Annotated in this window: 16 protein-coding genes; 6 read left to right on the top strand and 10 right to left on the bottom strand. The window is 70.8% G+C overall.

What is annotated here, in order from left to right:
* Positions 1–33: 33 nt before the first annotated feature.
* Positions 34–2,109, top strand: coding sequence for a methionine--tRNA ligase (metG, locus tag WMF14_RS00695; protein WP_437798288.1), 2,076 nt, complete (start codon positions 34–36; stop codon positions 2,107–2,109).
* A 369-nt stretch (positions 2,110–2,478) separates the two neighbouring features.
* Complete coding sequence (locus tag WMF14_RS00690) at positions 2,479–3,870, top strand: hypothetical protein (RefSeq protein WP_437798286.1); 1,392 nt, start codon at positions 2,479–2,481, stop codon at positions 3,868–3,870.
* A gap of 207 nt (positions 3,871–4,077) precedes the next feature.
* Here the strand turns inward: WMF14_RS00690 and WMF14_RS00685 are convergent, their stop codons facing one another.
* The 4 genes from WMF14_RS00685 to WMF14_RS00670 all read right to left on the bottom strand — a co-directional run bounded on the left by WMF14_RS00685 (position 4,078) and on the right by WMF14_RS00670 (position 9,283).
* Positions 4,078–5,724 (bottom strand): glycoside hydrolase family 43 protein, encoded by a 1,647-nt coding sequence (locus WMF14_RS00685; RefSeq protein WP_437798284.1) that lies wholly within the window; start codon positions 5,722–5,724, stop codon positions 4,078–4,080.
* A gap of 152 nt (positions 5,725–5,876) precedes the next feature.
* Positions 5,877–6,878: a universal stress protein gene (locus tag WMF14_RS00680; RefSeq protein ID WP_437798282.1), complete on the bottom strand. Its 1,002-nt coding sequence runs from the start codon at positions 6,876–6,878 to the stop codon at positions 5,877–5,879.
* 274 nt (positions 6,879–7,152) lie between these two features.
* On the bottom strand, positions 7,153–7,635 hold the full coding sequence (locus tag WMF14_RS00675; protein ID WP_437798280.1) for a PspA/IM30 family protein: 483 nt from the start codon (positions 7,633–7,635) through the stop codon (positions 7,153–7,155).
* A gap of 430 nt (positions 7,636–8,065) precedes the next feature.
* A complete protein-coding gene (locus WMF14_RS00670; RefSeq protein ID WP_272097181.1) occupies positions 8,066–9,283 on the bottom strand; it encodes a cytochrome P450 in 1,218 nt (405 codons plus the stop codon).
* A 347-nt stretch (positions 9,284–9,630) separates the two neighbouring features.
* On the opposite strand from WMF14_RS00670, the gene WMF14_RS00665 reads away from it, so the two are divergent.
* The 4 genes from WMF14_RS00665 to WMF14_RS00650 all read left to right on the top strand — a co-directional run bounded on the left by WMF14_RS00665 (position 9,631) and on the right by WMF14_RS00650 (position 17,233).
* Positions 9,631–10,152 (top strand): DUF2690 domain-containing protein, encoded by a 522-nt coding sequence (locus tag WMF14_RS00665; protein WP_437798278.1) that lies wholly within the window; start codon positions 9,631–9,633, stop codon positions 10,150–10,152.
* 484 nt (positions 10,153–10,636) lie between these two features.
* A complete protein-coding gene (locus tag WMF14_RS00660) occupies positions 10,637–12,478 on the top strand; it encodes an OmpA family protein (RefSeq protein ID WP_437798276.1) in 1,842 nt (613 codons plus the stop codon).
* A 41-nt stretch (positions 12,479–12,519) separates the two neighbouring features.
* Positions 12,520–16,581, top strand: a complete 4,062-nt coding sequence (locus WMF14_RS00655) for a DUF3344 domain-containing protein (protein ID WP_437798274.1) — start codon at positions 12,520–12,522, stop codon at positions 16,579–16,581.
* Between the two features lie 238 nt (positions 16,582–16,819).
* On the top strand, positions 16,820–17,233 hold the full coding sequence (locus WMF14_RS00650; RefSeq protein ID WP_437798272.1) for a PilZ domain-containing protein: 414 nt from the start codon (positions 16,820–16,822) through the stop codon (positions 17,231–17,233).
* Between the two features lie 11 nt (positions 17,234–17,244).
* Here WMF14_RS00650 and WMF14_RS00645 read toward each other — a convergent pair whose 3' ends face one another.
* The 6 genes from WMF14_RS00645 to WMF14_RS00620 all read right to left on the bottom strand — a co-directional run bounded on the left by WMF14_RS00645 (position 17,245) and on the right by WMF14_RS00620 (position 26,722).
* The gene (locus tag WMF14_RS00645; RefSeq protein WP_437798270.1) at positions 17,245–17,940 is read right to left on the bottom strand and encodes an acetoacetate decarboxylase family protein; all 696 of its coding nucleotides are present in this window, start codon (positions 17,938–17,940) and stop codon (positions 17,245–17,247) included.
* Between the two features lie 32 nt (positions 17,941–17,972).
* Positions 17,973–19,634, bottom strand: coding sequence for an amidase (locus WMF14_RS00640; RefSeq protein WP_437798268.1), 1,662 nt, complete (start codon positions 19,632–19,634; stop codon positions 17,973–17,975).
* Positions 19,635–19,822: 188 nt separating this feature from the next.
* Positions 19,823–20,791 carry a hypothetical protein gene (locus tag WMF14_RS00635; RefSeq protein WP_437798266.1) on the bottom strand — a complete coding sequence of 323 codons (969 nt, stop codon included), beginning with the start codon at positions 20,789–20,791 and terminating at the stop codon, positions 19,823–19,825.
* 485 nt (positions 20,792–21,276) lie between these two features.
* A complete protein-coding gene (locus tag WMF14_RS00630) occupies positions 21,277–22,569 on the bottom strand; it encodes a hypothetical protein (RefSeq protein ID WP_437798264.1) in 1,293 nt (430 codons plus the stop codon).
* Entirely contained in the window at positions 22,566–25,424 is a 2,859-nt protein-coding gene (locus tag WMF14_RS00625; protein WP_437798262.1) for a YwqJ-related putative deaminase, read from the bottom strand. The genes WMF14_RS00630 and WMF14_RS00625 overlap by 4 nt, the downstream gene beginning before the upstream one ends.
* Positions 25,421–26,722, bottom strand: a complete 1,302-nt coding sequence (locus WMF14_RS00620; RefSeq protein ID WP_437798261.1) for a DUF6531 domain-containing protein — start codon at positions 26,720–26,722, stop codon at positions 25,421–25,423. The genes WMF14_RS00625 and WMF14_RS00620 overlap by 4 nt, the downstream gene beginning before the upstream one ends.
* Between the last annotated feature and the right edge of the window lie 121 nt (positions 26,723–26,843).

Below are 26,843 nucleotides of genomic sequence, written 5' to 3'. Positions count from 1 at the left end.
CGGGAGAGCGCCCCATGCTAAGAGGGCGTTCCCATGGCGAGCCGCTTCTACGTCACGACGCCCATCTATTACATCAACGACGTCCCGCACCTCGGTACCGCCTACACGACGATCGCCGCGGATGTGCTGTGCCGCTACCACCGACTGCGCGGCCACGAGAGCCGCATGCTCACCGGCACGGACGAGCACGGCCTCAAGATCCAGCGCGCCGCCGAGGCGCGCGGCGTCGCGCCGGGCGCCCACGCCGACGAGATCGCCGCCGTCTTCCGCGCCACGTGGCCGAAGCTCGGCTGCGCTCCCGACGACTTCATCCGCACGAGCGAGCCGCGCCACAAGAAGGCCGTGCAGGAGCTCTGGAGCCGGATCAAGGCGCGCGGGGACATCTACCTCGGCCACTACGAGGGGCTCTACTGCGTCGGGTGCGAGGCCTACTATACCGAGAAGGATCTGGAGCAGCCCGGGAACGTCTGCCCGCTGCACAAGAAGGCCGCCGAGAGCGTCAAGGAAGAGAGCTACTTCTTCCGCCTGTCCAGGTACGGGGACGCGCTGCTCGATTACTACAAGCGCAACCCGACCTTCGTGCAGCCGGCGAGCCGCCTGAACGAGGTGGTGAGCTTCGTGCGCGAGGGGCTCCAGGATCTGTCGGTCTCCCGCACCACGTTCCAGTGGGGGATCCCGGTCCCCGACGACCCGAAGCACGTCATGTACGTGTGGTTCGACGCGCTGGCGAACTACATGACCGCCCTCCGGGAGCCGGAGGACAACACGCGCTTCTGGCCCGCGGACGTGCACCTCGTCGGCAAGGACATCCTGCGCTTCCACGCCGTCTACTGGCCTGCGTTCCTGCTCTCGGCCGGCTACGGCGAGGCGGAGCTGCCGCGCCAGGTCTTCGCCCACGGGTTCCTCACGTACAGCGGCCAGAAGATGTCGAAGACGCTCCGCAACACCATCAGCCCCGTCGAGGTGGCTGCCGCCCTCTCCGAGGCGGCCGCGGCGGCCCTGCCCGGCGGCCCGGATGCAGCGGCCAGCGCGCCGCCCGTCGGGGTGGACGTGGTTCGGTATTGCCTGATGCGCGCGATCTCGTTCGGCCAAGACGGCGATTTCGGCCTTCAGGACGTGCTGGCGCGGTATGGCTCGGAGCTCGGCAACTCGCTCGGCAACCTGCTGAATCGCGTGCTCCCGTTCGCCGAGGAGGTCCCCGCGAAGGGGGCCTCGGGCCCGCTCGAGGAGGAGCTCGCCGGGGCGCAGCGGCAGGCCGCGGCGGCCGCGGCGGCCGCGTTCGACGCGAACCAGCCGACGCGCGCGCTCGACGCGATCTGGACGGTGATCGCCGCGGCGAACCTCTACATCGACAAGGCCGCTCCGTGGGTGGCCAAGAAGACGGACCCGGCGCGCCTCGGGACGATCATCGCGACCTTGATCGAGCAGCTCGAGGCGATCAGCGTGATGATCTCCCCCGTGATGCCGGTCGTGGCGGGCAGGATGCGCGAGCAGCTCGGGCTGCCGCCGATCGCGTTCGAGGCGGGCAGCGATCGCTGGCCGATGGCGCTCCCCGCGCGAGCGCCCGGCGAGAAGCTCCGCAGGGGCTCGCCCATCTTCCCGCGCCTCGAGAAGGAGAGAGAGGCCGAGCTGCTCGCCCGGTTCGCCCCGCCGCGGCCGGACGCCGAGCCGGCGAAGGCCGACGCGACGGCCGGGGCGAAGGCCGAGTCGAAGGAGGCGAAGGCCGCGCCCGCGGCGAGCGGCGGCGCCGAGGTGGCTGCCCCGCCGGCGCGCCAGGGCAAGAGCCCCGTGGCGTTCGACGATTTCGCCCGGCTGGACCTCCGGATCGGCGTGGTCACGAGCGCCGAGCGCGTGAAGAGGAAGGACCGGCTGCTCGATCTGCGCGTCGACACCGGCGACGGCGCTCCGCGGCGCATCATCTCGGGCATCGCGGCGAGCTACGCCCCGGAAGAGCTGGTGGGCAAGCGGGTCGTCGTCATCTGCAACCTGCCGCCGCGCGACTTCGGCAAAGGGCTCGTGTCGGAAGGCATGCTGCTGACCGCCGATGTCGAGGGGCGAGTCCGCACCATCACGGTCGAGGACGCCGCGCCGGGCACGCCGGTGCTCTGATACCGCACGTCGGCACGCGATTCATAGCGCAGCGACTGCGACGGGAGCGAAACACCGGCCTCTGGCGGTTGTGTACCTCTGGCCGCAGGTGGGGTCTTTTGAACCGCCAAGTCGCCAGAAGACGCCAAGAAAAACAAAAAAATTTGGCGTCTTTTGGCGTCTTCTGGCGACTTGGCGGTTCCATCCTTCCGGCAGGTGGGGGAATCCCCTCGCCACCCCGCCTCCGCGGCCGAGCGGTATGGCCGCGATCGCTGCGCCGCGATCGTGCTTTTCACGCCGGTGGGCGGGGGACCAAGGGGGATGCCGGTCCGCGCGCCGGGGGGCGTGCTAGACCTGGTCAATGCGCGCTTGCCTTGGCACGAGGAGGCGGTGAGCATCTCCCTGCGGGGGCGCGATGCCGTGGCCCTGGCCATGGCGGTCGCGGCGCACGCCGCGATCCTCGCCGCGCCGACGCCAGAACGGCCTCTCGAGGGCCCTGCCGAGCCGTCCGCGCTCGTGGATGGCATCGATTTCGAGCTGGAACCACCGGCTCCCCAGGCCGCAACCGCGGCGCCGGCCGGGGGCGAGCCGGTCGCGAGCGAGCCGGAGGCGGCCGGTGAGATCGGCAAGGCCCCTCGGGCCGAGAAGGCGCAGGCGCCCGCGCCGGGCGCCGCAGCGGCCAAGATCGCCTCGGTGGATCGCGCGAGGCCTGCGCCGGCCTCTCCGGCCGCAGAGCCGAAGGCCGCACCGCCCGCAGCCGAAGCCGCCGCCCGGCCTGCGGCCGAAGCCCGTCCACCCGCCGCCGAGGCTCCCGGCGCCCCCGCGCCCACCGCCGAGGCCCCTGCGCCCGCCGCCCAGGCCCCGGCGGCCCCGGCGACGGCGCCGCCCGGCGACGAGTACGGCGGGGCACCTCCCGCTGCGGGCGGGGGCATCGCGCTCGCGCCAGGGCTCGGGACGCCCCTCTGGACCGTGCCCGGCGTGCTTCCCGGCCCGGACGCGCCGCGCGCCGCCCCGACGGCCGCCCCGCGCGCTCGCCCTGTGGATCCGGCGATCGCGGGCACGGTGCTGAACGAGACGCTGCACGGCAAGGACAAGAGCGTCGGGATCAGCATCCCCGCCGCGGGCGCGGTGGCGAGCACCCTGGCGGACATGGTGCGCTCCTCGGCCGCGCCCCTCGACGCGCGGGCGACCTTCGAGGTCAAGCTCGGCGCCGACGGCCAGGTCCTCGGCGTCCGGCTGGTGAGCGCGTCGGCCGGAGACGGCCCCACGTGGGATCGCATCGTGGACGGGGCCAAGGGCGCGCTCGCGGGGAGCGCGCTGCAGATGGGCCCTGACCGGCAGCCGGTGACCGTGACGGTCAAGGTCCAGTCCAAGGTGCAGTATCCGTCCGGCAGCAAGAAGAAGCCCAAGCCGGAGCTCGTGTGCGCCGAGGAGGTGCTCGAGCAGCTCCAGCAGGCGATGGAGGACCCGAGTCGGCTCGGCCAGCTGCGCGGCCCGGGCGACGGGGCGCCGCCGGCGGGCGACATGGATGAAGAAGAGCGAAAGAGGAGGTTCTGCATCCCTGTCGGGCTCCGCGCCAAGGGCGATCTGTCCGATATCGGCGCGCACAGGCTCAACGTGGTCTCGGCGTCGTTCGCGGTGAAGCGCGAGGGCGAGCGCGCCCTGCCGCACGAGGACATCCTGCCGATCGACACGCGCGTCCCGTGGGCGCCCAAGGACCCGAACAAGACGAGGCTCCCGCCACCCAAGAAGAAGAAGTGGAAGAAAAAGAAGGAGCCTTGAAGGCCCCGGCCTGCTCACGACCCTGACGGGCTGCAGAGAGCTCAGCCGAGCGAGCGCGAGCTCGATCGCGCCTCGCGCCTCGCGCCTCGCGCCTCGCGCTTCGGCGAAGCGCTCGTCGTCGACCCCCTCGGGCGCCACGACCCAAGATTCAGCGACCCGCGGTCAACAACGAGGTTCCCTACCCGCCTCCCTCCCGGGAAAGTGACGCTACGGGCGCCTGGGGTCGATCAGGTACTCGCGCTCGCGGTACTCGAAGTAGTCGAAATCGGCTGGGCGCGCGGCACCCGACATGTCCTGGCACGCCATGCCGACGAACGCGCCGGTGAAGTTGGGAAGGCCGGGCGCGGAGGCCTCGTCCGAGAGGATGCTGGCGTCCAGGTGCTCGGGGAACCAGCTCCAGTCCGTACCGTCGAGGCTGTAGGCGAAGTAGAGCCGGTCGTGGTCGAGCTCGGCGCGCAGGTGCACGGGCGCGGTGCCCGGGATGGGGACGGGTGCGGTGAAGGCGTCCGCCATGACCCCATCCGGAATCGCCGACATGATCCGGATATAGCGCCCGACCGTCTCATCGTGCGAGATGTGCAGGTAATGGAACTTGCTCGCGTTGTAGTAGCAGATGAGCCCGGCCATCTGCTGATAACGCTCGGGCGCGAAGTCGACCGACGTGACCGCGGTGTAGCAGTGCGCCTGCTGGCGACGTGCGACGAGCGACTGGCGGAACAGGCTGCCGAGCGTCTCGCGGCCGTAGAGCCGGAGATGACCGGGACGTGCGGTGAGGCTGAACAGCTCGTCGGGGTAGGGCGAGCGCAGCCACTGGAAGTCGATCGGCAGCTGCGGTGAATCGAAGTCCTCGCGCGCGGCCGGGGCGGGGAAGGGATGCGCGGGCAGGCCGGGGGCTGGGACCTCGACGCGCGGGATATTTTCACCATCGGCCGTGCGAAGCCAGCCGTCGTCCGACCAGACCATCCTTTGGATCGCCGTCTCGCGGCCGAGCGTCGAGCGCCCGCGGTTCGGGATGGGACGGCTGCACAGGTGGACCATGTACACGTCGCCCGACGGCGTATCGCAAAGGTCAGCGTGGCCCGCGCGCTGCAGCGCGACGTCGGCGCGAGCGCGCGAGGTCAGGATGTACGTCTCGGGGTGCAGCTCGTACGGGCCGGTGAGGTCACGGGAGCGCGCCATGGTGACGGCGTGGCCCTGGTACGTGCCGCCCTCGGCGGTGATCAGATAGTAGTAGCCGCCGCGCTTGTAGATGTGCGGACCTTCGGTGTAGCCGATCGGCGTGCCTTTGAAGATGTTCGTGACAGGCCCGATGAGCTTGCGCTCGGCGTGCGAGTACTCCTGGAGCACGATGCCGGCAAAGCGATCGCGGCCGGGCCGGTGGTCCCACAGCATGTTGCTCAGGTACTTGCGGCCGTCGTCGTCGTGGAACAGCGAGGGGTCGAAGCCGCTCGAGTTGAGATGAACGGGATCCGACCACTCGCCGTCGATGGTGGGGCTGGTCACCAGGTAGTTGTGGAAGTCGCGCATGGACGCGCCGGACGCGCCGCCGACGCTGGTCCGGCCGTAGCGCTTCACGTCGGTGTAGATCAACCAGAACAGGCCATCCGCATACGTCAGGCACGGCGCCCAGACGCCGCACGAATCGCCGTCGCCAAGCAGGTTCAACTGGCTCGCGCGGTTGAGCGGACGCGAGAGCAGACGCCAGTGCACGAGGTCGCGCGAGTGGTGGATCTGCACGCCGGGGTACCACTCGAAGGTCGAGGTCGCGACGTAGTAGTCGTCGCCGACGCGGACGATGGACGGATCGGGGTTGAAGCCCGGCAGGATCGGATTGCGGATGACGGGTTCAGGCATGGATGAATGGCTCGCCGGCGATGGTCCAGAGGACGATCGCGCCGAGGATATCGAGGAACGGGGGGAAGGAAAAGTGAAACGATATGCTCCCGGCGGCGCTGGAGTGCGCGATGAGCCGGGCGCCTCCGGAGCATGCTTCGCTGCCGCGCCGCTCAGGGCAGCTCCAGCACGAACGTGGAGGGGCGCGCGACCAGCACGTCGCACGGCGCCGAGCGCATGACGGATTCGGCCACGCTGCCCAGGAGAGCGCGCGAGATCCCCGAGCGCCCGTGCGTGCCCATGATGATGAGATCGGCCTTCCACCGCCGGGCTTCGCGGACGATCGCGCGCCTCGCATCGCCACGCCGGACCGATGACTCCCACGTCACGCCGAGCCCGTCGAACGAGCCAAGGAGGCGCCCGAGGCCGGCGCGCGCGTCGTCATGGTATCGCGCCTTGTAGGCCGCGAACTCCATCGAGGGGAGGGCGAGCGCCATCCTGTCCTCGAAGGGCACGCGGTAGGCGTGGATCGCCCGGATGCGGCTCACCTCGGGGTCGATGACCTTCGTCGCGAGCACGGCGCTCCGAAGCGCGACGTCCGAGAGCTCGACGGCGAGCAGCGGTCGCCTGTAGGCGCTGGCGGGGGCTCGCTGCACGACGAGCACGGGAGTGTCCGCGTGACGGACCGTGAGCTCGGCCGTCGACCCGAGCAGGAGATCGAGGATCGAGCGCTCCCCGTGCCTGCCGAGGACGATCAGCTCCGCGCCGTGGCTGCGCGCATGACGGATGATCTCGACGAACCCTCTGCCGACGAGCACGCTCGGGACGACCTGCAGACCTGCGTTCCCCGCGCCCCGGGCGACATCGAGAGCGCGGGCCGCGATCTCGTCGAGCGAGCGACGCGCGGCCTGCTCCGCGCTGTCGCCCTCCGCGGGCGAGGCGGGCGCTGGCAGCACGTGAACGAGGTGCAAGGTGCTGCCCGCGGAGAGGGGGAGACACGCGGCGCGCTCGACCGCCGCGAGAGCACCCGGCGAGAAATCGGTCGCTGCAAGGACGTCGCCGAGGCGAGCCTCGCGGCGCGGTGTGCTCGCCGTCCGGCCGTCGCGCCGGTGGGCCGGCTCCGCCTGGGCGGGCGAGCTCGGAGGCGTGGTGGGCGTGGCGTCGGTGCGGCGCATCGGCTCGCCGCGCAAACATAGCAAGCCGCGCGCCAAGCGTCGCGACCTGCCCTGCGAGGGCGCGCGTGCCGCCGAGGACCTGCGCGGCGCGGGAGATGCGCGCGCTACGTAAGGATTGCGCCCGACGTGGCGCGGGACTCGCCATGTTCGTCGAGGTCGAAGCGCTCCGGCAGGCGATCTCAGCTCAGCCGCCCTGCACGCCCGTCGGAGGCGTCGCGCCGCTCCGCCGAGCGGCGCGAACCACCTCCGCCAGCGACGTGGGAGGGCAGCCCCATCACCGCGAGGAGGCCTTGATGGCGGCGAGCGCAGACGTGTACTCGGCCATCGCCGCCGAGATCGTTGCGGCTTGCCGCTCGAGCGTCGATGCACGTTCGAGCGCCTCGCGCTGCCAGGAGAGCGCTTTGCGCGCGAGGTCATCGTCCCCCGCTCGAACCGCGAGCATCGCGCGTCGTTCCCATTCATCGGCGTTCGCCGCCTGCTGCGCAGCCGCTCGTGCCAGCTCCGCCCCGTATTTCTCAAGCGATTCCAGACGGAGTTGAGCCGCTTCGAATCGACGAGCTCCCTCGTCCTCGGCGCTCGGCTGAGCCTTCAAACCATGCCGAAAGTTTGAAAGGACGCGAGCGAGCCAATGAGGTCCCCTCTCCCGTGCCCGCACAGGTTCGAGCCGGGCATCGGCGACTGCAGCCTCATCGATACGCTTCAACTCGCGTTCGATTCGCTCGGCGATCTTGGCAAACTTTTCGGCATGGGAATCCATCTCGATTGAACCGCCTGCTGCTCATCTTACGCTGGAGCCATGTCCACCGCGGAGACGAGCGCCACCCGTCTTTTTGTGGAGGCACCTCCACCGCGGAGACGAGTGCCACCCGTCTTTTTGTGGAGGCACCTCCACCGCGGAGACGAGTGCCACCCGTCTTTTTGTGGAGGCACCTCCACCGCGGAGACGAGTGCCACCCATCTTTTTGTGGAGGCACCTCCACCCGGAGACGAGTGCCACCCATCTCCCGGGTGGACGAGCCAGGTCATCCGGACGGGCTCACGGCGTTCCGTCCGCCCCGGCCGGGGCCGCCAGGACGGGGCCGGCGCTTCCCAGCCCCCTGCCCCTCGCCCTATCGACGAGCCCAGCCCCCACCGCGGCCCCGCCCGTCCAGAGCCCCCTCCCCTCCCCGAGCCGGTCCTCCCGCCCTTCACCCTGGACACGGCGTCTGCGCCCCCGCCGCGTGCACCGCGGCGCGCCTCCCCGGCTCGAAGCGGATGGGCAAGCGCGCCGGACCGTGCACGATGATCGCCTTGCGCGGCTCCCACGGCTCGTCGCTCGCGAGCCGGAGGCCCTTCAGCCGGCATAGCAGATCCGGCAGCGCGATCCGCGCCTCCAGGCGCGCCAGCGCCGCCCCGATGCAGAAATGGATGCCGTGCCCGAACGCGACGTGTGGGTTGGGATCGCGCCCGATGTCGAAGCGGCCAGGGTCGTGAAATTGTAGCGGATCCCGGTTCGCAGAGCCGATCACGGGCAGCACCAGCTTCCCGGCCGGGATCACCTGGCCGTGCACCTCGACGGCTCGCCTGGTCTCGCGGAACACCATCTGCAGCGGCGAGCGGTGGCGCAGCACCTCCTCGATCGCCGAGGGCAAGAGCTCGGGCGCCGCCCGGAGGCGGAAGAGCTCCGCCGGGCTCCCGATGAAGCACAGGATCGCGTTGTCGATCAGGTTCGTTGTCGTCTCGGTGCCCGCCGCGAGCAGGAACTGGAAGAAGTTCAGGATGTCTCCCTCGGTCAGCCGCTCGCCGTCCACCTCGGCCTCGACGAGCCGGGTCAAGAGATCCTCCGCCGGCGCCCTCCGGCGCGCCTCGATCAGGTCGGCGAGATACGCCTTCATCTCCTCCTTCACCACGGCGTGCTCGCTCACGGCCCTCGCCGCCTCCTCGCCGCCCGAGATCGCGTGGCTGAGGTTCGCTATCACCTCGCTCCAGCGCAGCAGCCGCGCCCGGTCCTCGAAGGGAATGCCGATCATCTCCGCGATCACCATCGTGGGCAGCGGCCCCGCGTAGTCCGCCGCGAGGTCCATCTCCCCGCGCTCGATCCACGGATCCAGGAGCTCGCGCGACAGCTCCCGGATGCGCGGCTCCAGGCCCGCGATCGAGCGCGGCGTGAACGCCCGCAGGACGATGGATCGAAGCTTCGTGTGGCGCGGCGGGTCCGAGAAGACGATCCAGTCCGGCGCCTTGCCCGTGGGAGGCGTCACCGCGGAGCTGAACGCGTCATGATCGGTCAGCGCCCGCTTCACCCCGTCGTAATCGAAGATCATCCAGAGATCGAGCGGAGCGACGTGGAACACGGGAGAGCCGGTCCGCAGCTGATCGTAGAGGGGATAAGGATCCCGCCGCATCTCGTCCGGAAAAAGGTTCATCGTCGAAACCTCCGTCGTCTGGAGTCGCCGGTGGCAGCAGCCCTTCGGGAGACGATGGTAATCGATGCAACCACCAGATGGAGCGCTGGAACGCGCCTCCCGAACGGAATGCCCCAGTCGACACGACCCGGACGGACGCGCCGCGCGATCGCCTCGCGCCGCCGGCGGCCCCTGACGAGCCCGCGGCGCCCGACGTAGCGAGTCCCGGGAGGCGCCCGACACGGGTCCTTTCGCGGTCGCGGGAACCGGTCGGGGCCCGGCGCCCGTACCCAGGCCGAGACCTCGACGCGCCGGCGCCGCTCGGTAGCGCAATGCCCGCGTTCCCAGGGCTCGAAAGGACATGGACCATGCGTATCGCCTCCTCGTTTGCCGTCGTCGCCCTCGGAGCTTCCTTTGCCCTCGCCGGCTGCATCGCCGACACGTCCGATCCCGAGCCGCTCGACGGAGAGGGCTCCGCGCAGGAGGACGTGGGCGAGGCCGCTGCCGCGCTCGGCAGCTGCTACGGCGCGTCATGCACGGGGCAGGACCCTGGCGCGACCGGGTGCGAGGCCGACGCGGTCACGCGGGCGTCGAGCGACATCCTGTCGGGCACCACCGCGATCGGCAAGATCGTGATCCGGTACTCGCCGAGCTGCAACGCGGCATGGGCAAGGACCGTCGTGACGAGCGGCAGCTCGTATCTCCGGGCAGAGATCACGAGGAGCTCGCCCTACGCGACGAGCCAGGCCGAGTCGACCTCACCGACCGACGCGCTGCGCTCGGCCATGCTGGCCGTCACGCCAGGCTCCAGGTTCACCGCCGTTGGCAAGATCGGCTCGAACCCTGGCATCTTTCAATTCAGCGGCACCGTCCTCCGAACGAACTTTTGATCCCGCGGTGGACCCGGGCCTCCGGCGGCGCAGCGCAGGCGCCGCGAGCAACGCAGAGCCCGCCAGCCGGACGCGCCGGCGTCCCCTGCTCGATCCCGGTCGACACCGCCGCACCGGGGCCGCAGTGCTGATGTCTGTAGTCCTCAGTCGACCCGCCGCAGAGCCGGCTTGAGGCGCCAGATCCCCGACAAACCACCGGCCCCGCGCGACGGCGAGGCGCGCACACGCCTTGCATAGGCCGCGCTGCGAAGGCCGGCTCGCAGGAGAGCCGCCCTGTCGAGGCCGATCCGAATTCGGACGGCCGCCCAGCGAAAAGTCCACCGGTAGCGTCCTGCGAAGCATATAAGACGGCCGGGATTTCGAGGCTGCTCGCCGATCCTCCTCGTCGAGCATGCGGCGTTTTCCCTCAACTTGCCTGCGCGCCGGAGCAGTCGACGGCCGCTCGCCCAAAGCACCCAAGGTGATCCTGCGCATGAGAGCCCCCTTGCCCCCCAGATGGATCTGCGGCGCCGCCGCGCTAGCCGCGGCGGCGTGGGCCGCGCCAGCGTCCGCTCAGGAAGCGGGACCGGCGCGCGGCCTCGCCCTCAACCGCTTCAGCCCCGCGCCCGCCGGCGACCGGATGTTCGGTGTGCCGTCGCCGTACGCAGCCTCGCCGAACCAGGACGGCAGCGCGACGCTGCACGTGATGCTGCTCGGTGACTACGCGCACAACCCGCTCGTGCTCACGCGGCAGGGCAGCGACGAGAACCTCGGCGCGATCGTCGGCCACCAGCTGTTCCTGCACCTGAACTCCTCGCTCACGCTCTGGGACCGGCTGCACGTCAACGTCGACCTGCCCCTCGCCGTGCTGCAGCAGGGCGACAGCCCCGCGGCCGAGGGCCTCTCGTTCAGGTCGCCGAGCGACGTGCAGCTCGGCGACCTCCGGGTCGGGCTGCGCCTGCGCCTCCTCGGCGATTACTTCGACCCGTTCCAGCTCGCCGTCGGCGGCTTCGTGTGGGTGCCGACCGGCGACCGCGACGGCTCGTTCGTGGGCGAGGAGTCGGTCCGCGGCCTGCCTCAGATCCTGGCCGGCGGCCGGATCCCGGGCTTCGTCTGGTCGGCCGCGGCCGGCGTCGATCTGCGCCCCGCGCAGACGTTCGCGCAGGTGCGGCAAGGCCTGATGTTCAACGGCGGCGCGGGCGTCGGCCTGCTGCTGGGCTCGGAAGAGCAGCTCCAGATCGGCCCCGAGGCGACCGTGTCGACGGTGCTGGAGGACCCGGAGGCCCGCAACACGAACGTCGAGGCGCTGCTCGGCCTGCGCTACCGCTTCGCGCCCACGCTCCGCGATTTCGAGCTCGGCGTCGCCGCCGGCCCCGGCTTCACCTCGGGCATCGGCACCCCGGATTTCCGCGCCGTCGCGATGCTCGCGTACTCGCCCGAGGTCCGGCGCGCGGACCCGGACCGCGACAAGGACGGCATCGTCAACGAGAAGGACGCCTGCCCGGACGTGCCCGGCGTCGGCGACCCGGATCCGAAGAAGAACGGTTGCCCGCCCTCGGATCGCGACGAGGACGGCATCCTCGATCGCGTCGACGCGTGCCCGGACAAGCCCGGCGTCGCGAACGACGACCCGAAGAAGCACGGCTGCCCGCCGCCAGGGGACCGCGACAAGGACGGCATCACGGACGACGTCGACGCGTGCCCGGACGAGGCAGGCCCGGCGAACGAGGATCCGAAGAAGCACGGCTGCCCGCCGCCGCCCGACAGGGACGGCGACGGCGTGATCGACGCGGAGGACGCCTGCCCCGACATCCCCGGTATCCGCACCTCGGATCCGGCGACGAACGGCTGCCCCGGCGACCGCGACGGCGACACGGTGCGCGACGATCAGGACGCCTGCCCCGACATCAAGGGCAAGCCCGATCCGGATCCTTCGAAGAACGGCTGCCCCGTCGCGGTGCGCATGACCGAGACCGAGATCGTCATCCTCCAGCAGGTGCAGTTCGACACCGGCAAGGCGACCATCAAGAAGGTGAGCGATCCGCTCCTCGATGAGGTCGCGGGTGTGCTGAAGGAGCACCCGGAGATCGCCAAGATCGAGGTGCAAGGACACACAGACCCGCGCGGCGGACGCGCGTACAATATCAAGCTCAGCCAGGCGAGGGCCGAGTCGGTCATGAAGGCGCTGGTCCAGCGCGGCGTCGAGGCCGAGCGGCTGGCGTCGAAGGGCTACGGGCCCGACGTCCCGATCGCGGACAACGACACCGACGAGGGACGGCAGAAGAACCGCCGCGTGCAGTTCAAGATCCTCGAGAAGAAGCCGAAGCAGCAGCAGGAGGCGCCGTGAAGAGACGTTGGGTCATAAGTAGTCTTGTCGGGATCGCCTGCGTGGGCGGGCAGGGCGGCGCCGCGCACGCCGCGCCCGCGTTGCGCGAGCAGGTCGACCAGCGGGGCGACTTCATTCTGATCGGGAACACGCTGGGCCACGAGTGCGGCAGGGACGACATCGACTCGCCCATTGTGGGCGACATCGGTGCCTGCGGCAGCAACATCGGCGACAGCGCGCCCGACACGTACTGGCGCGCCGACTCGCCCGCAGAGGGCCAGGCGGAGGCGAGCACCACCATCACCGCCGCGCAGGCGCGCACCACCGCCGTGCTCCAGGTGCCGGCCGGCGCGACGGTCACCCACGCGTACCTCTACTGGGGCGCGCACCTCGGGACCACCGGGACCGCGGACGGGGTCGTCACGCTGGAGCGGCCCGGCGCGGGCGGCTTCTCCGAGGAGGTGACCGCCGTCGACAGCGTCGAGACGATCAGCTCGAGTCGCGTCTACTACCAGTCGGTCGCGAACATCACCGACCTCGTGCAGGCCCACGGGTCCGGCGCGTACCGGGTGAGCGGCGTCAACAGCGCGACCTTCACGAACAACAACTTCGACAACCACTTCGCCGGGTGGTGGCTGGTCGTGTTCTACGAGCTCGCCTCCGAGCCGCCGCGCAACCTCGCGCTCTTCGACGGCCTCGACACGGTGGCCAGCGGGTCGACCCAGAACGCCACCCTGGACGGGTTCCTGGTGCCGAACGCGGGCTACGACGCGAAGATCGGCATGGTCGCGTTCGAGGGCGACGTGGCCCACGAGGGGGACCAGTTCCTCTTCAACGGGACCGCGCTCGGCAACGATCTGAACCCGGTCAACAACTTCTTCAACGGCACGCGCTCCTACTTCAACGCGCCGGTGTCGAACGTCGGAGATCTGCCGCAGCTCGCCGGGACCGCGGGGACCATGGCGGGCATGGATATCGACGTCTTCGATATCACCTCGCTGGTGACCCCGAGGCAGACCTCGGCGCCCATCCGTGCGTCGAGCAGCATGGATCTGTACTTCCTCGCCGGGTTCATCACGTCGATCTCGACCTTCAAGCCGGACTTCACGTCCTCCTCGAAGTCGGCCGTCGACGTGAACGGCGGGCTGCTGCTCCCGGGCGACCAGCTCCAGTACACGATCGAGGTCGTCAACAGCGGCAACGACGCGTCGAGGGGCACCGTGCTCACCGATCCGCTGCCCGCGGGCGTCACCTACGTGCCTGGCTCGCTCTCCATCGTGGCGGGCGCCAACATGGGCCCAAAGACGGACGCGGCCAGCGACGACCAGGGCGAGTACGACGCCGGGACGCGCACGGTCCGCGTGCGGCTCGGCACGGGCGCGAACGGGACGGCGGGGGGGTCGATCCCCGCCGGGCAGTCGTCGCGGGTGACCTTCCGGGTGACGGTCGACGCCAGCGCCTCGGGGGTCATCGCCAACCAGGCGATCGTCCGCGCCGCCGGGCAGCAGGGCGCGCCCGAAGAGGACACGCCGACCGACGGCAACGGCCCGACCGACGGCGTGCCGCCGACCGAGGTCGTCATCGATGCGTGCGAGACCGACGCGCAGTGCGCCGGGGCGACGCCTCACTGCGACACGGCGGCGGAGCCCAACGAGTGCGTCGAGTGCCTCACCAACGCGCACTGCGGGCCGCTCTCGCCGACGTGCGACCCCGACACGCACGCCTGCGAGTGCGTGCCCACGGGCACCGAGGTCTGCGGCGATTCGATCGACAACGACTGCGACGGCGTGTTCAACAACGGCTGCGACTCGGACAACGACGGGATCGACGATCCCGACGAGCTCGAGGCCGGCACCGACCCGAACGACGCGGACAGCGACGACGACGGCGTGCTCGACGGCGATGAGCCCGACTTCGATGAGGACTCCGACGAGGACGGCCTCATCAACGCGCTCGACCCCGACAGCGACAACGACGGGCTCTATGACGGCACCGAGCTCGGCCTGCCCTGCGACAACGCCGCCACCAGCGCCGCCGCGGGCCATTGCCGCGCCGACGGGGACGCGGGCGCGACCAAGACCGATCCGCTCGACGCCGACACGGACGACGGCGGCGTGCCCGACGGCCAGGAGGACTTCGATCTCGACGGCGTCGTCGACGCGGGCGAGACCGATCCGAACGTGCGCGCCGACGACGTGCCGCCGAAGGACACCGACGGCGACGGGCTGAGCGACGATTTCGAGGAGACGATCGGGAGCGATCCGAACGACGCCGACACCGACGACGACGGCGCGCTCGACGGCCAGGAGCCGAACCCCGCCGACGACACCGACGGCGACGGGCTGATCAACGTGCGCGACGTCGACAGCGACAACGACGGGCTCTTCGACGGCACCGAGCTCGGCCTGCCCTGCGACAACGAGGACACCGACGCCGCCGCGGGCCACTGCCGCGCCGACGCGGACGAGGGCGCGACCAAGACCTCGCCGGTCGATCCCGACACGGACGACGGCGGCGTGCCCGACGGCCAGGAGGACATCGACCTCGACGGCGAGATCGACGCGGGCGAGACCGATCCGAACAACGGCGCCGACGACGGGACGCCGAAGGACACCGACGGCGACGGGCTGATCGACGTGGTCGAGGAGCAGATCGGCACCGACCCGAACGACGCCGACAGCGACGACGACGGCGTGATCGACGGCGATGAGCCGAACTTCAGCGACGATCACGACGGCGACGGCCTCATCAACGCGCTCGACCCGGACAGCGACGGCGACGGCCTGTTCGACGGCACCGAGCTCGGCCTGCCCTGCGACAACGCCGCCACCGACGCTGCCGCGGGCAACTGCATCGCGGACGCCGACCCCACGACGACGACGCACCCGCTCGACTCGGACACGGACGACGGCGGCATCTCCGACGGCGCGGAGGACGCGGATCACGACGGCGCCATCGACGAGGGCGAGACCGATCCCAACAACGGCGACGACGACGCGGTGGACGAGGATCGCGACGGCGACGGGCTGCCCGACGCGGAGGAGGAGGCGATCGGGAGCGATCCGGACGACGCCGACACCGACGACGACGGCGTGCCCGACGGCCAGGAGCCGAAGCCCGGCGAGGACACCGACGGCGACGGGCTGATCAACGTGCGCGACGTCGACAGCGACAACGACGGGCTCTTCGACGGCACCGAGCTCGGCCTGCCCTGCGATCACGAGGGCACCGACGCTGCGGCGGGCCACTGCCGACCCGACGGGGACGCTGGCGCGACCAAGACCGACCCGCTCGACGCCGACACCGACGACGGCGGCGTGCCCGACGGCCAGGAGGACACCAACCTGAACGGCGTCGTCGACGCGGGCGAGACCGATCCCAACATCGGTGAGGACGACGGGACGCCGGTGGACAGCGACGGCGACGGGCTGGTCGACTCGCTCGAGGAGGAGATCGGCACCGACCCGAACGACGCCGACAGCGACGACGACGGCGTGATCGACGGCAACGAGCCGAACTTCAGCGACGACCACGACGGCGATGGCCTCATCAACGCGCTCGACCCCGACAGCGACGACGACGGGCTGTTCGACGGCACCGAGCTCGGCCTGCCCTGCGACAACGCCGCCACCGACGCTGCCGCGAAGACCTGCATCCCGGACGCCGATCCCACGACGAAGACGAACCCGCTCGATCCGGACACGGACGACGGCGGCGTGGCCGACGGCGTGGAGGACGCGAACCACAACGGCGCCATCGACGACGGCGAGACCGATCCCAACAACGGCGACGACGATCAGACGCCGCCTCCCTCGTGCCGGCAGGACAGCGATTGCGGCGGCGCGACGAGCGGGATGATCTGCGAGCAGGAGACCTGCGTGGAAGGCTGCCGCGGCGCCGAGGGCAACAGCTGCCCGTCCGGTGAGGTGTGCAGCTCGACCGACAGCACGGCGGGCACCTGCGAGCCCGCCGAGAACGACCCGAGCGGCATCTTCGCCGAGGGCAACGGCTTCTGCGCCGCGCGGCCCACGCCCGCGGGCAGCACCCGCGGCGCTGCCGCGCTCCTGCCCATGCTCGCCGCCCTCGCCGGCCTCGCCCTGCGCCGGCGCCGCGCGGGCCGCTGACCGGCGGATAGAGAGAGGCCCACGGCCGCGCGCCGCCCCGCCCACCTGGCGGGGCGGCGACACTCCCCAGCGGCCGCGGGCACCTCTCGCCGCGAGCGCCCTCAGGGGCGCCGAGATCCCCCACCCGCTCCCCTCCCTGCGTTCCTCCTCGACCCGCCGCAGCGGGCGGCATCATCGTGTAAGTTTCTTGTCCACCTGTAGCCGTCCTCCGTAGCGTACCGCGCCAAGGAGAACGACCATGGAGATGCTGCTCGCCAGCGAGCGCCGCGCCACGCGCCGCGCCGCGATCGTGGAGTGCCAGGCCGTGCGCGAGCGGGGCTTTCGGCTGCTCGGGACCCGGGCGATCGACCTGTCGATCGACGGCATGCTCGTGCTGACGAGCGCCCGCCCACTCACGGGCGAGCCGGTGATCGTCTCGTTCCGGATCCCGGAGACGAACGTCTGGATCGACGCGACGGCGACGATCGCGCGCACCCTCCACGGCCGGCGCCAGGGCGACCCGGGGCGCGCCGTGGGCCTGCGCTTCGACCCGCTCGACAGGGCGTCGATCCGGCGTCTCCGCGCGGCGCTCGAGCGCTTCCCGCCGACGTACCCCTACCGCGCGCAGCGCGTGGACTACGCGGCGACGGCCGCGATGATCGCGCTCAGCTGATCCGCGCTGCTTCAGGAGGAGGGAGGGAGCTCGACGTCGGCGACCGGGAACTCGGCCTGGAAGCGAGAGAGCCGGACGGCGAACACAACACGACCCTCGTCGACGCGCGGCATGCGCGCCGGATCGACGCGCGCCTCGAGCAGGCGCGCGTGGCGGGCGCTCCCGCGCGCGGTCGGCGCGCAGAAATGGTCGTGCCCGTCGCGGTGGTGCACCAGCCGGCGGAGGCGCGCGGGCACGAGCGCGCTCGAGGCCGGCAGGCTCGGGCCCGCGGCCGCGAAGCGCAGATCGGCGAAGACCTCACCGCCCTGCGACGCCCGGAATCGCTCGCTCCCGTCCGCCTCGCGCGCGATCTCGAAATCGGCGTGCTCCTTGGGGATGCCCCAGTTGCGCTGCCCGTTCACCACGCTGTCCCACGAGCTGACGTAGATCTTGCTGATGGACCAGCAGAGGCCGTGGCGCGTGCGGAAGCGCCCGGGGATGAACAGGAGCTCGCGATAAGGCCCCACGTTCGATGACGTGTAATCGAGGGCCATCAGCAGGCTGTAGCGCCCCTCGAAGCGGGGGCGGAGCGCCTCCGGGATGAAGCTCTGCTCCTCGAGCAGCGGCCCCGGGAGCTCGAGCATCACGATGGTCGCATCGCCGGCCAGCGTCCACGGCGCCGGCGCTGGCTTCACGTCAGGAGGACGACTTCCGGCGCTCTGGCTCATGACGACCTCTCCTCGGGCTCGCTGGGATCAGGTTACCCGAGCAGATCGATCGCTCCCGGGGGGCGCCGCGCGCGCGCGAGCTCCGACCTCTCGAGGTGGGCGAGGACGGCGAGGACGGCCGCCTCGTCCCACGCGTCGCCGAGGATCTGCAGGCCGATGGGCAGGCGCTCGGCGTCGACGCCGACGGGCGCCGTGCCGGCGGGGAGGCCGGTGAGATTGCCGAGGAAGGCGAAGCGGCACATGCCGTCGAGGGCCATGGGATCCAGGAAGGCGCGGCCTTCCTCGGCCTGGGCGTAGCGGGGCGCGGTGATCGCCGTGGTCGGGAGCGCGAGGACGTCGACGCCGGCGAGGGCGCGCGCCACCTCGCGCCGCATGCCCGCGCGGAGCCGCGCGGCGTCGATCTGCTCGAGCGCGGTGACGCCCGAGAGGAGGCTGAAGGTGACGCGCAGGTCCTCGCTGATGAGGTCGCGCTGCTCCCTCCAGGCGCGCTGGTTCGCCGCGAGCGACTCGGGGCCGATGACGAGGTAGCCGATGGAGGCCGCGTGCCTCGCGAGGGGGATCTTCACGTCCACGAGGGTCGCTCCCTCGCGCTCGAGCGCGCGCAGCGCCCCCCAGCACACGCTCGCGACCGGGGTGGAGGCGTCGCGCCACTCCTCCTCGTCGACGCCGATGCGCAGGCCGCGCACGCCGGCGCCGAGGCGCGCGCCGAAGCCTCCGGGGGGCGGCGGGGGCGCCCACGCGGTGAGGTCGTCGTCGGGGTCGGGCTCGCTCGCGACGGCGTCGAGGAAGCGCGCGAGATCGGCCGTGCTGCTGGCGATCGGGCCGGCGTGGGCGACCGAGCCCTTGAAGCCGTCGCCCGCGCGGCTGACGCGGCCGAAGGTCGGCTTGAGGCCGAAGACGCCGTTCAGCGCGGCCGGCGCCCGGATGGATCCGCCGCCGTCGCCGCTGGCCGCGAGCGGCGCGAGCCCGAGCGCCACGCCGACGGCGGAGCCGGTGGAGGAGCCGCCGGCGGCGCGCTCCTTGTGGTGCGGGTTGTGGGGCATGCGCTGGTGGATGCTGTTGCCGATCGGCGACATGCCCCACTCGGTGAGCACGGTCTTGCAGAGGAACACGGCGCCCGCCTGCCGGAGCCGCGCGACCACGGCGGCGTCGCGCGGCGCGGGCGTCTGCGGGCCGCAGGGCGAGCCGAGCGTCGTCGGGAGGCCCTCGACGTCGAACTCGTCCTTGACGAGCAGGGGCACGCCGTCGAGCGGGCCGCGCGGCCGCCCCTCGGCGTGGCGGGCGGTCGACGCGTCGGCGTCCCTGAGCGTCGCCTCGCGCGAGGTGGCGACGGCGATGTTCATGCACGGGCGCTCGGCGGCGAGCGCGTCGAGCGCCGAGAGCGCGCGCTCGGCGACGCGGAGCGGGGTGGTGGCGCCGTTTCGGTAGGCCGCGGCGTAGGCGAGCGAGGGCCGGGGCCAATCGCGGACCGGGGGCGCGCCGAGCCCGGCGTCCTCCCAGCGCCGCGGCGGCGCGGCCTGGAGGGGGCGCGCCTCCGCGGGGGCGTCGTCGCGGAAGGCGTCCGGAAGCGAGGCGAGGCGATCGATGCCCAGGCTGCGCTTCATCACTTCCCGGAGCGCGGCGGAGGATCCGGGCGCCTCGGCGGCGAGGCGCGCCGCGGTGAGCGCGCGGCCGGTGAGTCGGGGGACCTTCATGCGCCGCAGCTTACTCGACGGGACGGGCAGTAAGCGCGGGGTGGATCGGGATCGCGCGGTGTTGGCGGGAAATCGGCAGGCGGCTCGATCGGCGTTCCTCGTGGGCCATGCGCACACACGCACGCCGACCTGGGAGCATGCTCTCTGCCGTGCCGCTAAAGGGAGCGGAGACCGCCGCAACGGAGGACCTACCCCGTGAGGGTCTCGCACACCCGTGCCTCGGCTTGTGGGGAGAAGCACTTCAACAGCGCTCGCTCACCGGAGCGCTGGAATGCTACGAGATCGGGAGAGATCGCCAAGGAGGCGCAGTCGTCCGTTCCAATCGGGTCGATCACGAGCCCCAGGCGCTCGCAGAGCTCGTTCATCGGGAGATCCGACTCGCGCGTGGCTGCCACCCTCGCGTCGAAGCGAAGGATTCGCTCGACGTAGGCGGCGTAGCTCGATGCCGAGATGGACCACAGGCCATCCTCGAACGCGTACCGGTGGATGCGGCGGTCCTCACCGAGGTAGACAAACGCATCCGACGTCCCGATGTCCCAGTAGCCGACGAGCAAGCGCGATGGCTCACCGGGCGGGAGCCAGGCATCGCCGGAGACGAGGAGCGGCGATTCGAACGCCTGCGCGGAAGCCGCGCCCGCGAAGAACTCGGCGTGGCAGAGCACAGGACCGCACATGGCGGTTCGATCGAACCGCCGGACCCCGTGCGCGAGGCCGAGCGCCTCCGAGACGGCATCGCCAAGGCGGGACGATGCTCCCTGTGCGTGGAACCATGCGAGGAAAGCGGGGATGCCGTCGTTGTTGACGACCACGAAACGCGGGGCCGTGGTCACGTCGTTAAACGACGATTGCCATGGAGCATGCAAGCGTACGATCGCTCGTCTCCCGAGCCCCATCGATACCCCTCCGCCAGGGAGGCGGTAGCGGACGGCCACGCTGCCATTGCGCACCAGAAAGGCTCCCTCGACGCCCCGCTCCCGGTCGTCGAACGATAGCCCCTCGCCTTCCACTGGTTCGTCCTCGGCGAGCACGGCCGAGTAGGCAGGGAACCAGATCGGCTTGCGTGGCCGCCGCTCACCGAAAGCCTGGATCCAGGGGATCAGGTGCTCGGCGCTTCGCGCGTAAAGGCACCACGTGTCCCGGCTCTCGGTGACCAGCACGGATCCCTCATACCACCTGAATGAACCACACGTCTCCGGAGCAGATGGCACATCACCACCGCGCGCGCGAACGGCGTGGAGGTTCTCATCGCGAGCGACGGTGGGGGCGCCCGTGCAGGCGAGGTAGCAGTCCTCCCAGCGCGCGAAGCGCGAACGGAACCGCTCGCGGTCCCTGGGTGGAACGCCAGGGAGCGCGGGGAAATCGAGATTCTGTAGCGTCTGCGGTGAGGTCACAGCTTCCTCGATCTACTGTGAATACCACGTCGCGTTGCCCCGACGAGCGTCGTCCGGGGCTGCTGCGCTCTCCCCGGGTAGCCTGTTGCCGCACAGGAGCCAAGAGTGTCCCCGTCGCTGCGGACCTGAAGCCGAAGCGCGGGTCCGCCTTTCGTGGACGACTTGGGAATCTTCCCAGGCAGCTGGCCCGTGCCCACCAGTGCGTGCGAGCCAGCTTCTGCGAGCAGTTCGCGTTCATGGACCGCGGCACCTCAGGCAGACGAGGTGAGCTCGTCCCACGCAAGCACTGCCTCAGGGCGCAGCTCGCGCATGCGCGTCACGGTTCGGTCGGGGCGCCTCCGCTCGAACACCAGCGCCGCCTCGCCCGCGTAGAACGTGCCGATGGAGTCGCTAGCCTCTTCGACCTCGCTCAGGCCGAGCGCCCGGGAGAGCTCACGGCCAAGCGGTGACAGCGCGATATGGGTCGGCACTTCTTTGGGGTGTCCCCACAGCGCAAGGCGAGAGACGAACGTGCTCACGGAGTCGCTCGTGTGCTCCCACTCGCCCCAGCTGAAGTCGTATGCCCACATGCTGCCGTCCTCCGTCATACAAGCGAGCGTATCCTGGTTGTCGAGGTCATCCTGGCTCAGGAGAATCGCAGGGCCGCCGGGAGTCTGCTGAATAGGCCACTCCGCGACGCTCCCCTCGGCGAGGGCTCGCTCGAGCATCAGGATCCCGCCGAAACGCTGGATCCGATCGACGCTACGCAGGCCGCCAAACGAGCTCTCGGCGTCTTCTGCCGCTCTGGCGAGCGCCTCGCTGCCGCCGTTCTCCAGCACCCACGAGGCGAGCCGCGCGGGGTCGCCGGGATCGTGCAGCCGGCACAGCCAACGCGATGCCGCCTCTCTCACGCGGGGTGACGACGGAAGCGTCCTCGACGCTGGATCTACGGTTGCGCAGAGAAACCCGACCACGCTCTGTCGAAAGCGCTTATCTCGCGCCGCAAGCGGGAGATCCAGGTGCCAGGCTTCGTTGTCCAGGGCTGCTCGCCCGGTCGCATCGACGAGATCGTCGCGAAAATCGATCCAGCCAGACTCCGGCGCGATAGGCGGCTCGCCGGCCGCTCGCACCACTGGAAAGACGCACTGTAACCGCAGGGCTGCACACTCTTCAAGCCAGGGCCGCAGGCTGGCCGCAGTGGGGCCCAGCACGCGCAAGAACACGTCGTCGCGCCATGCGAGCACCCGGTCGCAAACATGCCACACGAACCCGTGCAGGCGAGACTGGCGACTCGCCTGGCCGACCCGGCCAGCAACGCCCTTGACGAGGGCGTTCGTCTTGTCGAGAGCGGTGACCGGTCCCGTCTTGGGATAGAAGTTCCCGAGATCGACACGCGCGCGCAGCTCGAATCTCGGAGCACGCCACGGCTCGAGCCTTTCTGCCACCTCGTTCAGCTGCGCCAGGGAGGCCGTGAGCTGCTTGGCTCCGCACATGGATCGGAGCTGAGGGCTGAACGTACCTTTCTCGACAGTTCCGAGCACGGGATGGCTGAATCGAGTTTTCACGTCGGCCCCCAATCGTTGTTCTCCCCGGTGCCTCCGAAGACGCCCGGAGTCATTCCTGTCACGCGATTGGCGCGGCGCTGAATCTCCGCATTTGACAGATTATTGCGCCCTGCTGCCCGCTCAGCCTCGAGCTGCGCTCGGTACCGCGTCGCGTTGGCCCGGCGAGCGTCGTCCAAGGGCGCTGTGTTTCCCTGGGCGGCCTGTTGCCGCGCGCGATCCAGCGGTGCCCCCGCCCCTGCAGGCCTGAAATTGAGGGGCGGTCCGCCTCTCGGGGGCGAAGCGGGAATCGTCTCGGGCTGCTGGCCTGTGCCCGCCAGCGCATGCAAACGAGCCAAGGTCTGCGAGCAGTTCGGACACGGTGCGCATGCGGTTTCATTCACATCGGTGCTTCCGATCGGTCCCATGCGACGCAAGGCGCGGCGAAGGTGCCGCTGACCTTCTGGTATACCCGGATCGCATCTCACCCCATTTCGGTCTTCGTAGTCACGGAGATAGTTGCTAATCGCATGGGGCTCGGAGCACCAGGACGGATCCCTGCCCTGGCCGCGCCCAGCGTCTTGAGGGAGCGCGGCGGCAACGGCAGGATGCAGATCGTACAGCGGCCCCTGGCCCTCAGGGTTGCGGTAGCGGGCTGACTGTCCGGTGAACTCCCGCGTGCCGCCTCCTTGAGATCGCGGAAGGCGCCGGGTGCTGAGGTCGGAGCCCATCAGCCCGTCAGCGTCGACCAATGCCAGCGGCCTCCCGCTCACATACCCGTACGCTTCGAGCCCCCCTTCGAGCCCCAGCGGCTCCGGGCTCAGGTACGTCGCGCTCGCCGGATCGAAGTACCGCCACCGGTTGTAGTGGAGCCCCGTCTCCGGCTCGTACCAGTGCCCCGGGAACCGGACCAGCGTGGCAGCCGCGTCGCCCGCGATCACCCGACCGTACGCGTCGGTCTCGAAGACCTGGTCGACGCTCCCGTCGCCATTGACGAGCCCGAGCGGCACAGGCGCCCCGTCCCGGTGCACGAAGTACTTCCAGGCGCCCGGGCCCGCCTCGGTGTCGATCGCCTGCGCGACCGGCGCCGGCGAGCTCGGCGAGTACGCGTAGCGCCGGCGCTCCACCAGCGTGAACGGCGCGGACGCGCCTGCGGCGCTCGCCCCGCGCTCGACCGTCTCTTCCAGGAGGTCCTCACCATCCCAGCGGTAGCGGTGCCGCACCATCGCCGCGTCCCGGCGCAGCACGCGCTTCTCGATCCGCCGCGCGAACCCATCATAGACGAACTCCTGCCGCGTGCCGTCGGGCAGCGTCATGCCCGAGAGCAACCCGAGCACGCTCCACGCATAGGTGGTCACCGCGGTGCCCTCGACCTTCTTCGACAGCCGGCCGCGTGCGTCGTACGTGAGGGCCGCGCCGTTCGTGGTCACGAGGCGGCCGCCGCTGAGGTGGGACTGCGCGCGGCCGTCGATCCAGCGCACGTCGCCTCGCGGCGAGAGCGCGTAGTCCTCGGCCCTGGCCCGCCTCTCGTGCCGCTTCTGCGCGATCCGGCCGCGCGCGTCGTACACAAAGAACTGCGCCCCGCGATCGCGATCGGCGAGCACCTGGAGTTCGTCGGCAGGCGACCATCGGTAGTCGAACCGCAGGGTCTCCGGGCCGCTCAGACCGCCGACCCACATGGGCTCGCCCGGACGGACAACCGCGGTGCCACGGCCGAAGACGGCCGAGCGGAGGACGTTGCCGTGCGCGTCCCTCGTGAGCTCGATACGGCCACCGCCGGCAAAGAAGCGCCCCGTCTCGCCGTCTGTCGGGTCGTACGCGAACGTCGCGATCGGCGGGTCCGCACCCCGGGTGCCCGAGACATCCGAGAAGACGAGCGCGGCGCATCGCCCGACCGCGTCGCGCGGCGCGGCAAACGAGAAAGCGCCGAGCACTTCCACCTTCGTGCGATGCAGGCCGGCGTCGTAGACGTGCCGGAGCGATGTCGCGAACGACGGATCGTTCTTCCGCTCCGTGTCCTCGCGGGCGCAACGCCCTCGCGCATCGTACGTGTAGCGCGTGCAGACGGCCTCCGTCTCGAAGCTCAGGAGGCGCCCGCGCTCGTCGTATTCCAGCCTGTGGGATGTGTCGTCCGAGAAGGTGCGCGCGATCAGCCGATCGAGCTCGTCGTAGGCGAGCTCGACGAATTCGCCGTCGTCGAAGGTGATTCTCGACAGCCGCCCGGCCTGATCGTTCCTGTACCGCAGCCAGCGACCGTCGAAGGTGCGCTCCGAGAGGATCCGCCCCTCGAGGTCCCGTTCGATGGTGTGCACGTCGCCCTCCTCGTTGACGATGCGTACCATGTCGAGCTCTCGATCATAGGCGTACGAGACGCGCGAGCCGTCGCTCCGCTCGACCGCGATCACCTCGCGGAGGCCCGCATAGATCAGCCGGAACCAGCGGCCATCCGCATCGCGCTCGCCGGCGAAGCGGCCGGCCTCGTCGTAGCTCGTGACCGTGCGAGCACCCAGCGGCGAGCGGTGCTCGACCACGCGCCCCATCGCGTCGTAGATCCAGCGGTGGACCCCGCCCTTCTCGTCCCGCATCTCCACGAGTCGCCCGAGGAAATCGTAGCGGAGCGCCCGCGCGCCGCCGTCCGGCTCGACGATCCCGACGCGGTTGCAGAGCGCGTCGTACGTCATCGCCGTCTTGCCGCCGTCGGCGGTCTCGGCGTGGACAAGGCAGCCGCGCTCGTCGTAGCGGAAGCTCGCGACGAGCCCCATCGCGTCGGAGAGGTAGATCAGGTTGCCGTTCGGATCGCGCGCGTGCTGCGTCTCCAGGCCGTCAGGGCCGCGCGTGGTCACGACGTTGCCGCGATCGTCGTAGCGGTACTCCGTCACATGAGCGCGAGCGGGTCGACGACGCGGTACGCGCCGCCGGCCTCGCCCATCCGCCATATGCGCCCGAGGCCGTCGCGATACCCCACGAGCTCGCCTGCATCGTCGAACACATTGTCGTGCACCTGCCCCGCCCACACGATCCGGGCCGCCTTGCCGAAGGCATTGACCCCGATCCTCCGCAGGGCGCGCGAGGTGATGACGTTGTTCTCGCCCTCGCCGTACTCAACCTTCGCGTGCAGGAACCCCTTCGCGCGACTTCCGTCCGCGAGCACCTCGGGCACGCCCTCGGCCAGGAGCGCGCGTTCCTTGGGATCGTTGCACCACGTCTCCACGCAGCGACCGCGGTCATCGTAACGGTAGTGCACCTCGAGGCCCGTGGGCCAGCGCTCCAGCACGAGCCGATGGTCTTCGTCGTATGCGAAGGACATCGCGTGCCCCAGGGCGTCGCGCGCGACCACGAGATCTCCGCGTTCGTCGTATTCGTACGTGCGGAAGGACGTCCAGGCGCCTCTCGATGACGCGTTCTTCACCTCGAACGCGGCGATGCGGCCGTCGCGGTGCCGCCGCACGCGGAGCAGACGGCCCACGCTGTCATTCACGAACTGGAGCGGACCGGTGCCGTTTTCGTAGAAGAGCCGGGCCTGATTGCCGTTGTGATCGAGGAGCGCGCTGAGGCGGAACTCGTTGTCGATGGCAAAGACGTCCTCGAAGACCCGCGTGATCCCGTCGTCGGCCTCGAGGAGATAGCCGTCGCGGGTGCGCGTCAGCAAGCCGACGGGGAGCTTCACGGTCTCTCCCTCGTCGGGACAGCGGCCCTCGCACGCGAGCGCCGTCGCGGTGACGACGCGCACCCTGCGGCGGCGGAGCTCGATGACGCGCCAGCCGAGCGAATGGTTCCAGCCGTAGCCAAGGCCGTAGTCGAGGTCGCGCTGCGCAGAGTTATAGGCGCGCTCGATCACGAGCGGGAACGCTCCCGGCAGCGCCATGTCGGTGACGGCGAGCGTGTAGACGCGGCCCGTGACCGGATCGATGGGGTGCCCAGCATGCGTTCCTCCACCGCCCCCATGCGTCGGGTTGGGGCAGCCGCCGCCGCTGCCCTGACCGCAGCTGCCGGCGTTGCGGCCGCCGCCCTGGGCGCCGTTGCCGCCGTTCTTGCCGCCCGCGCCCTGATCGCCGCCGGCGCCGTTGCCGCCCCGCCCGCCGCTGCCACCGCCGCCGGCGCCGCCGCCGAGGATGAAGACACCAGGGTTCATTCCAGGGATCGCGGGGATGTTCGGAACCGGAGCTGTGCGCGCCATGAAGCGATGGTCGCCCAACGAGCCACGGAGTCAATACCCGCTGCCACGCAGAAATGTGCTGGGATGGAGCAGCCCATGATGGGTTGTCGACAATGAGCGTCGGATTCGTCACCGCCTGCTC

This window comes from Sorangium sp. So ce693 (assembly GCF_051521375.1).
GTDB classification, from domain to species: domain Bacteria; phylum Myxococcota_A; class Polyangia; order Polyangiales; family Polyangiaceae; genus Sorangium; species Sorangium atrum.
The sequence above is the reverse complement of the archived record's forward strand: the minus strand, read 5'-3'. Positions and strand labels throughout refer to the sequence as shown.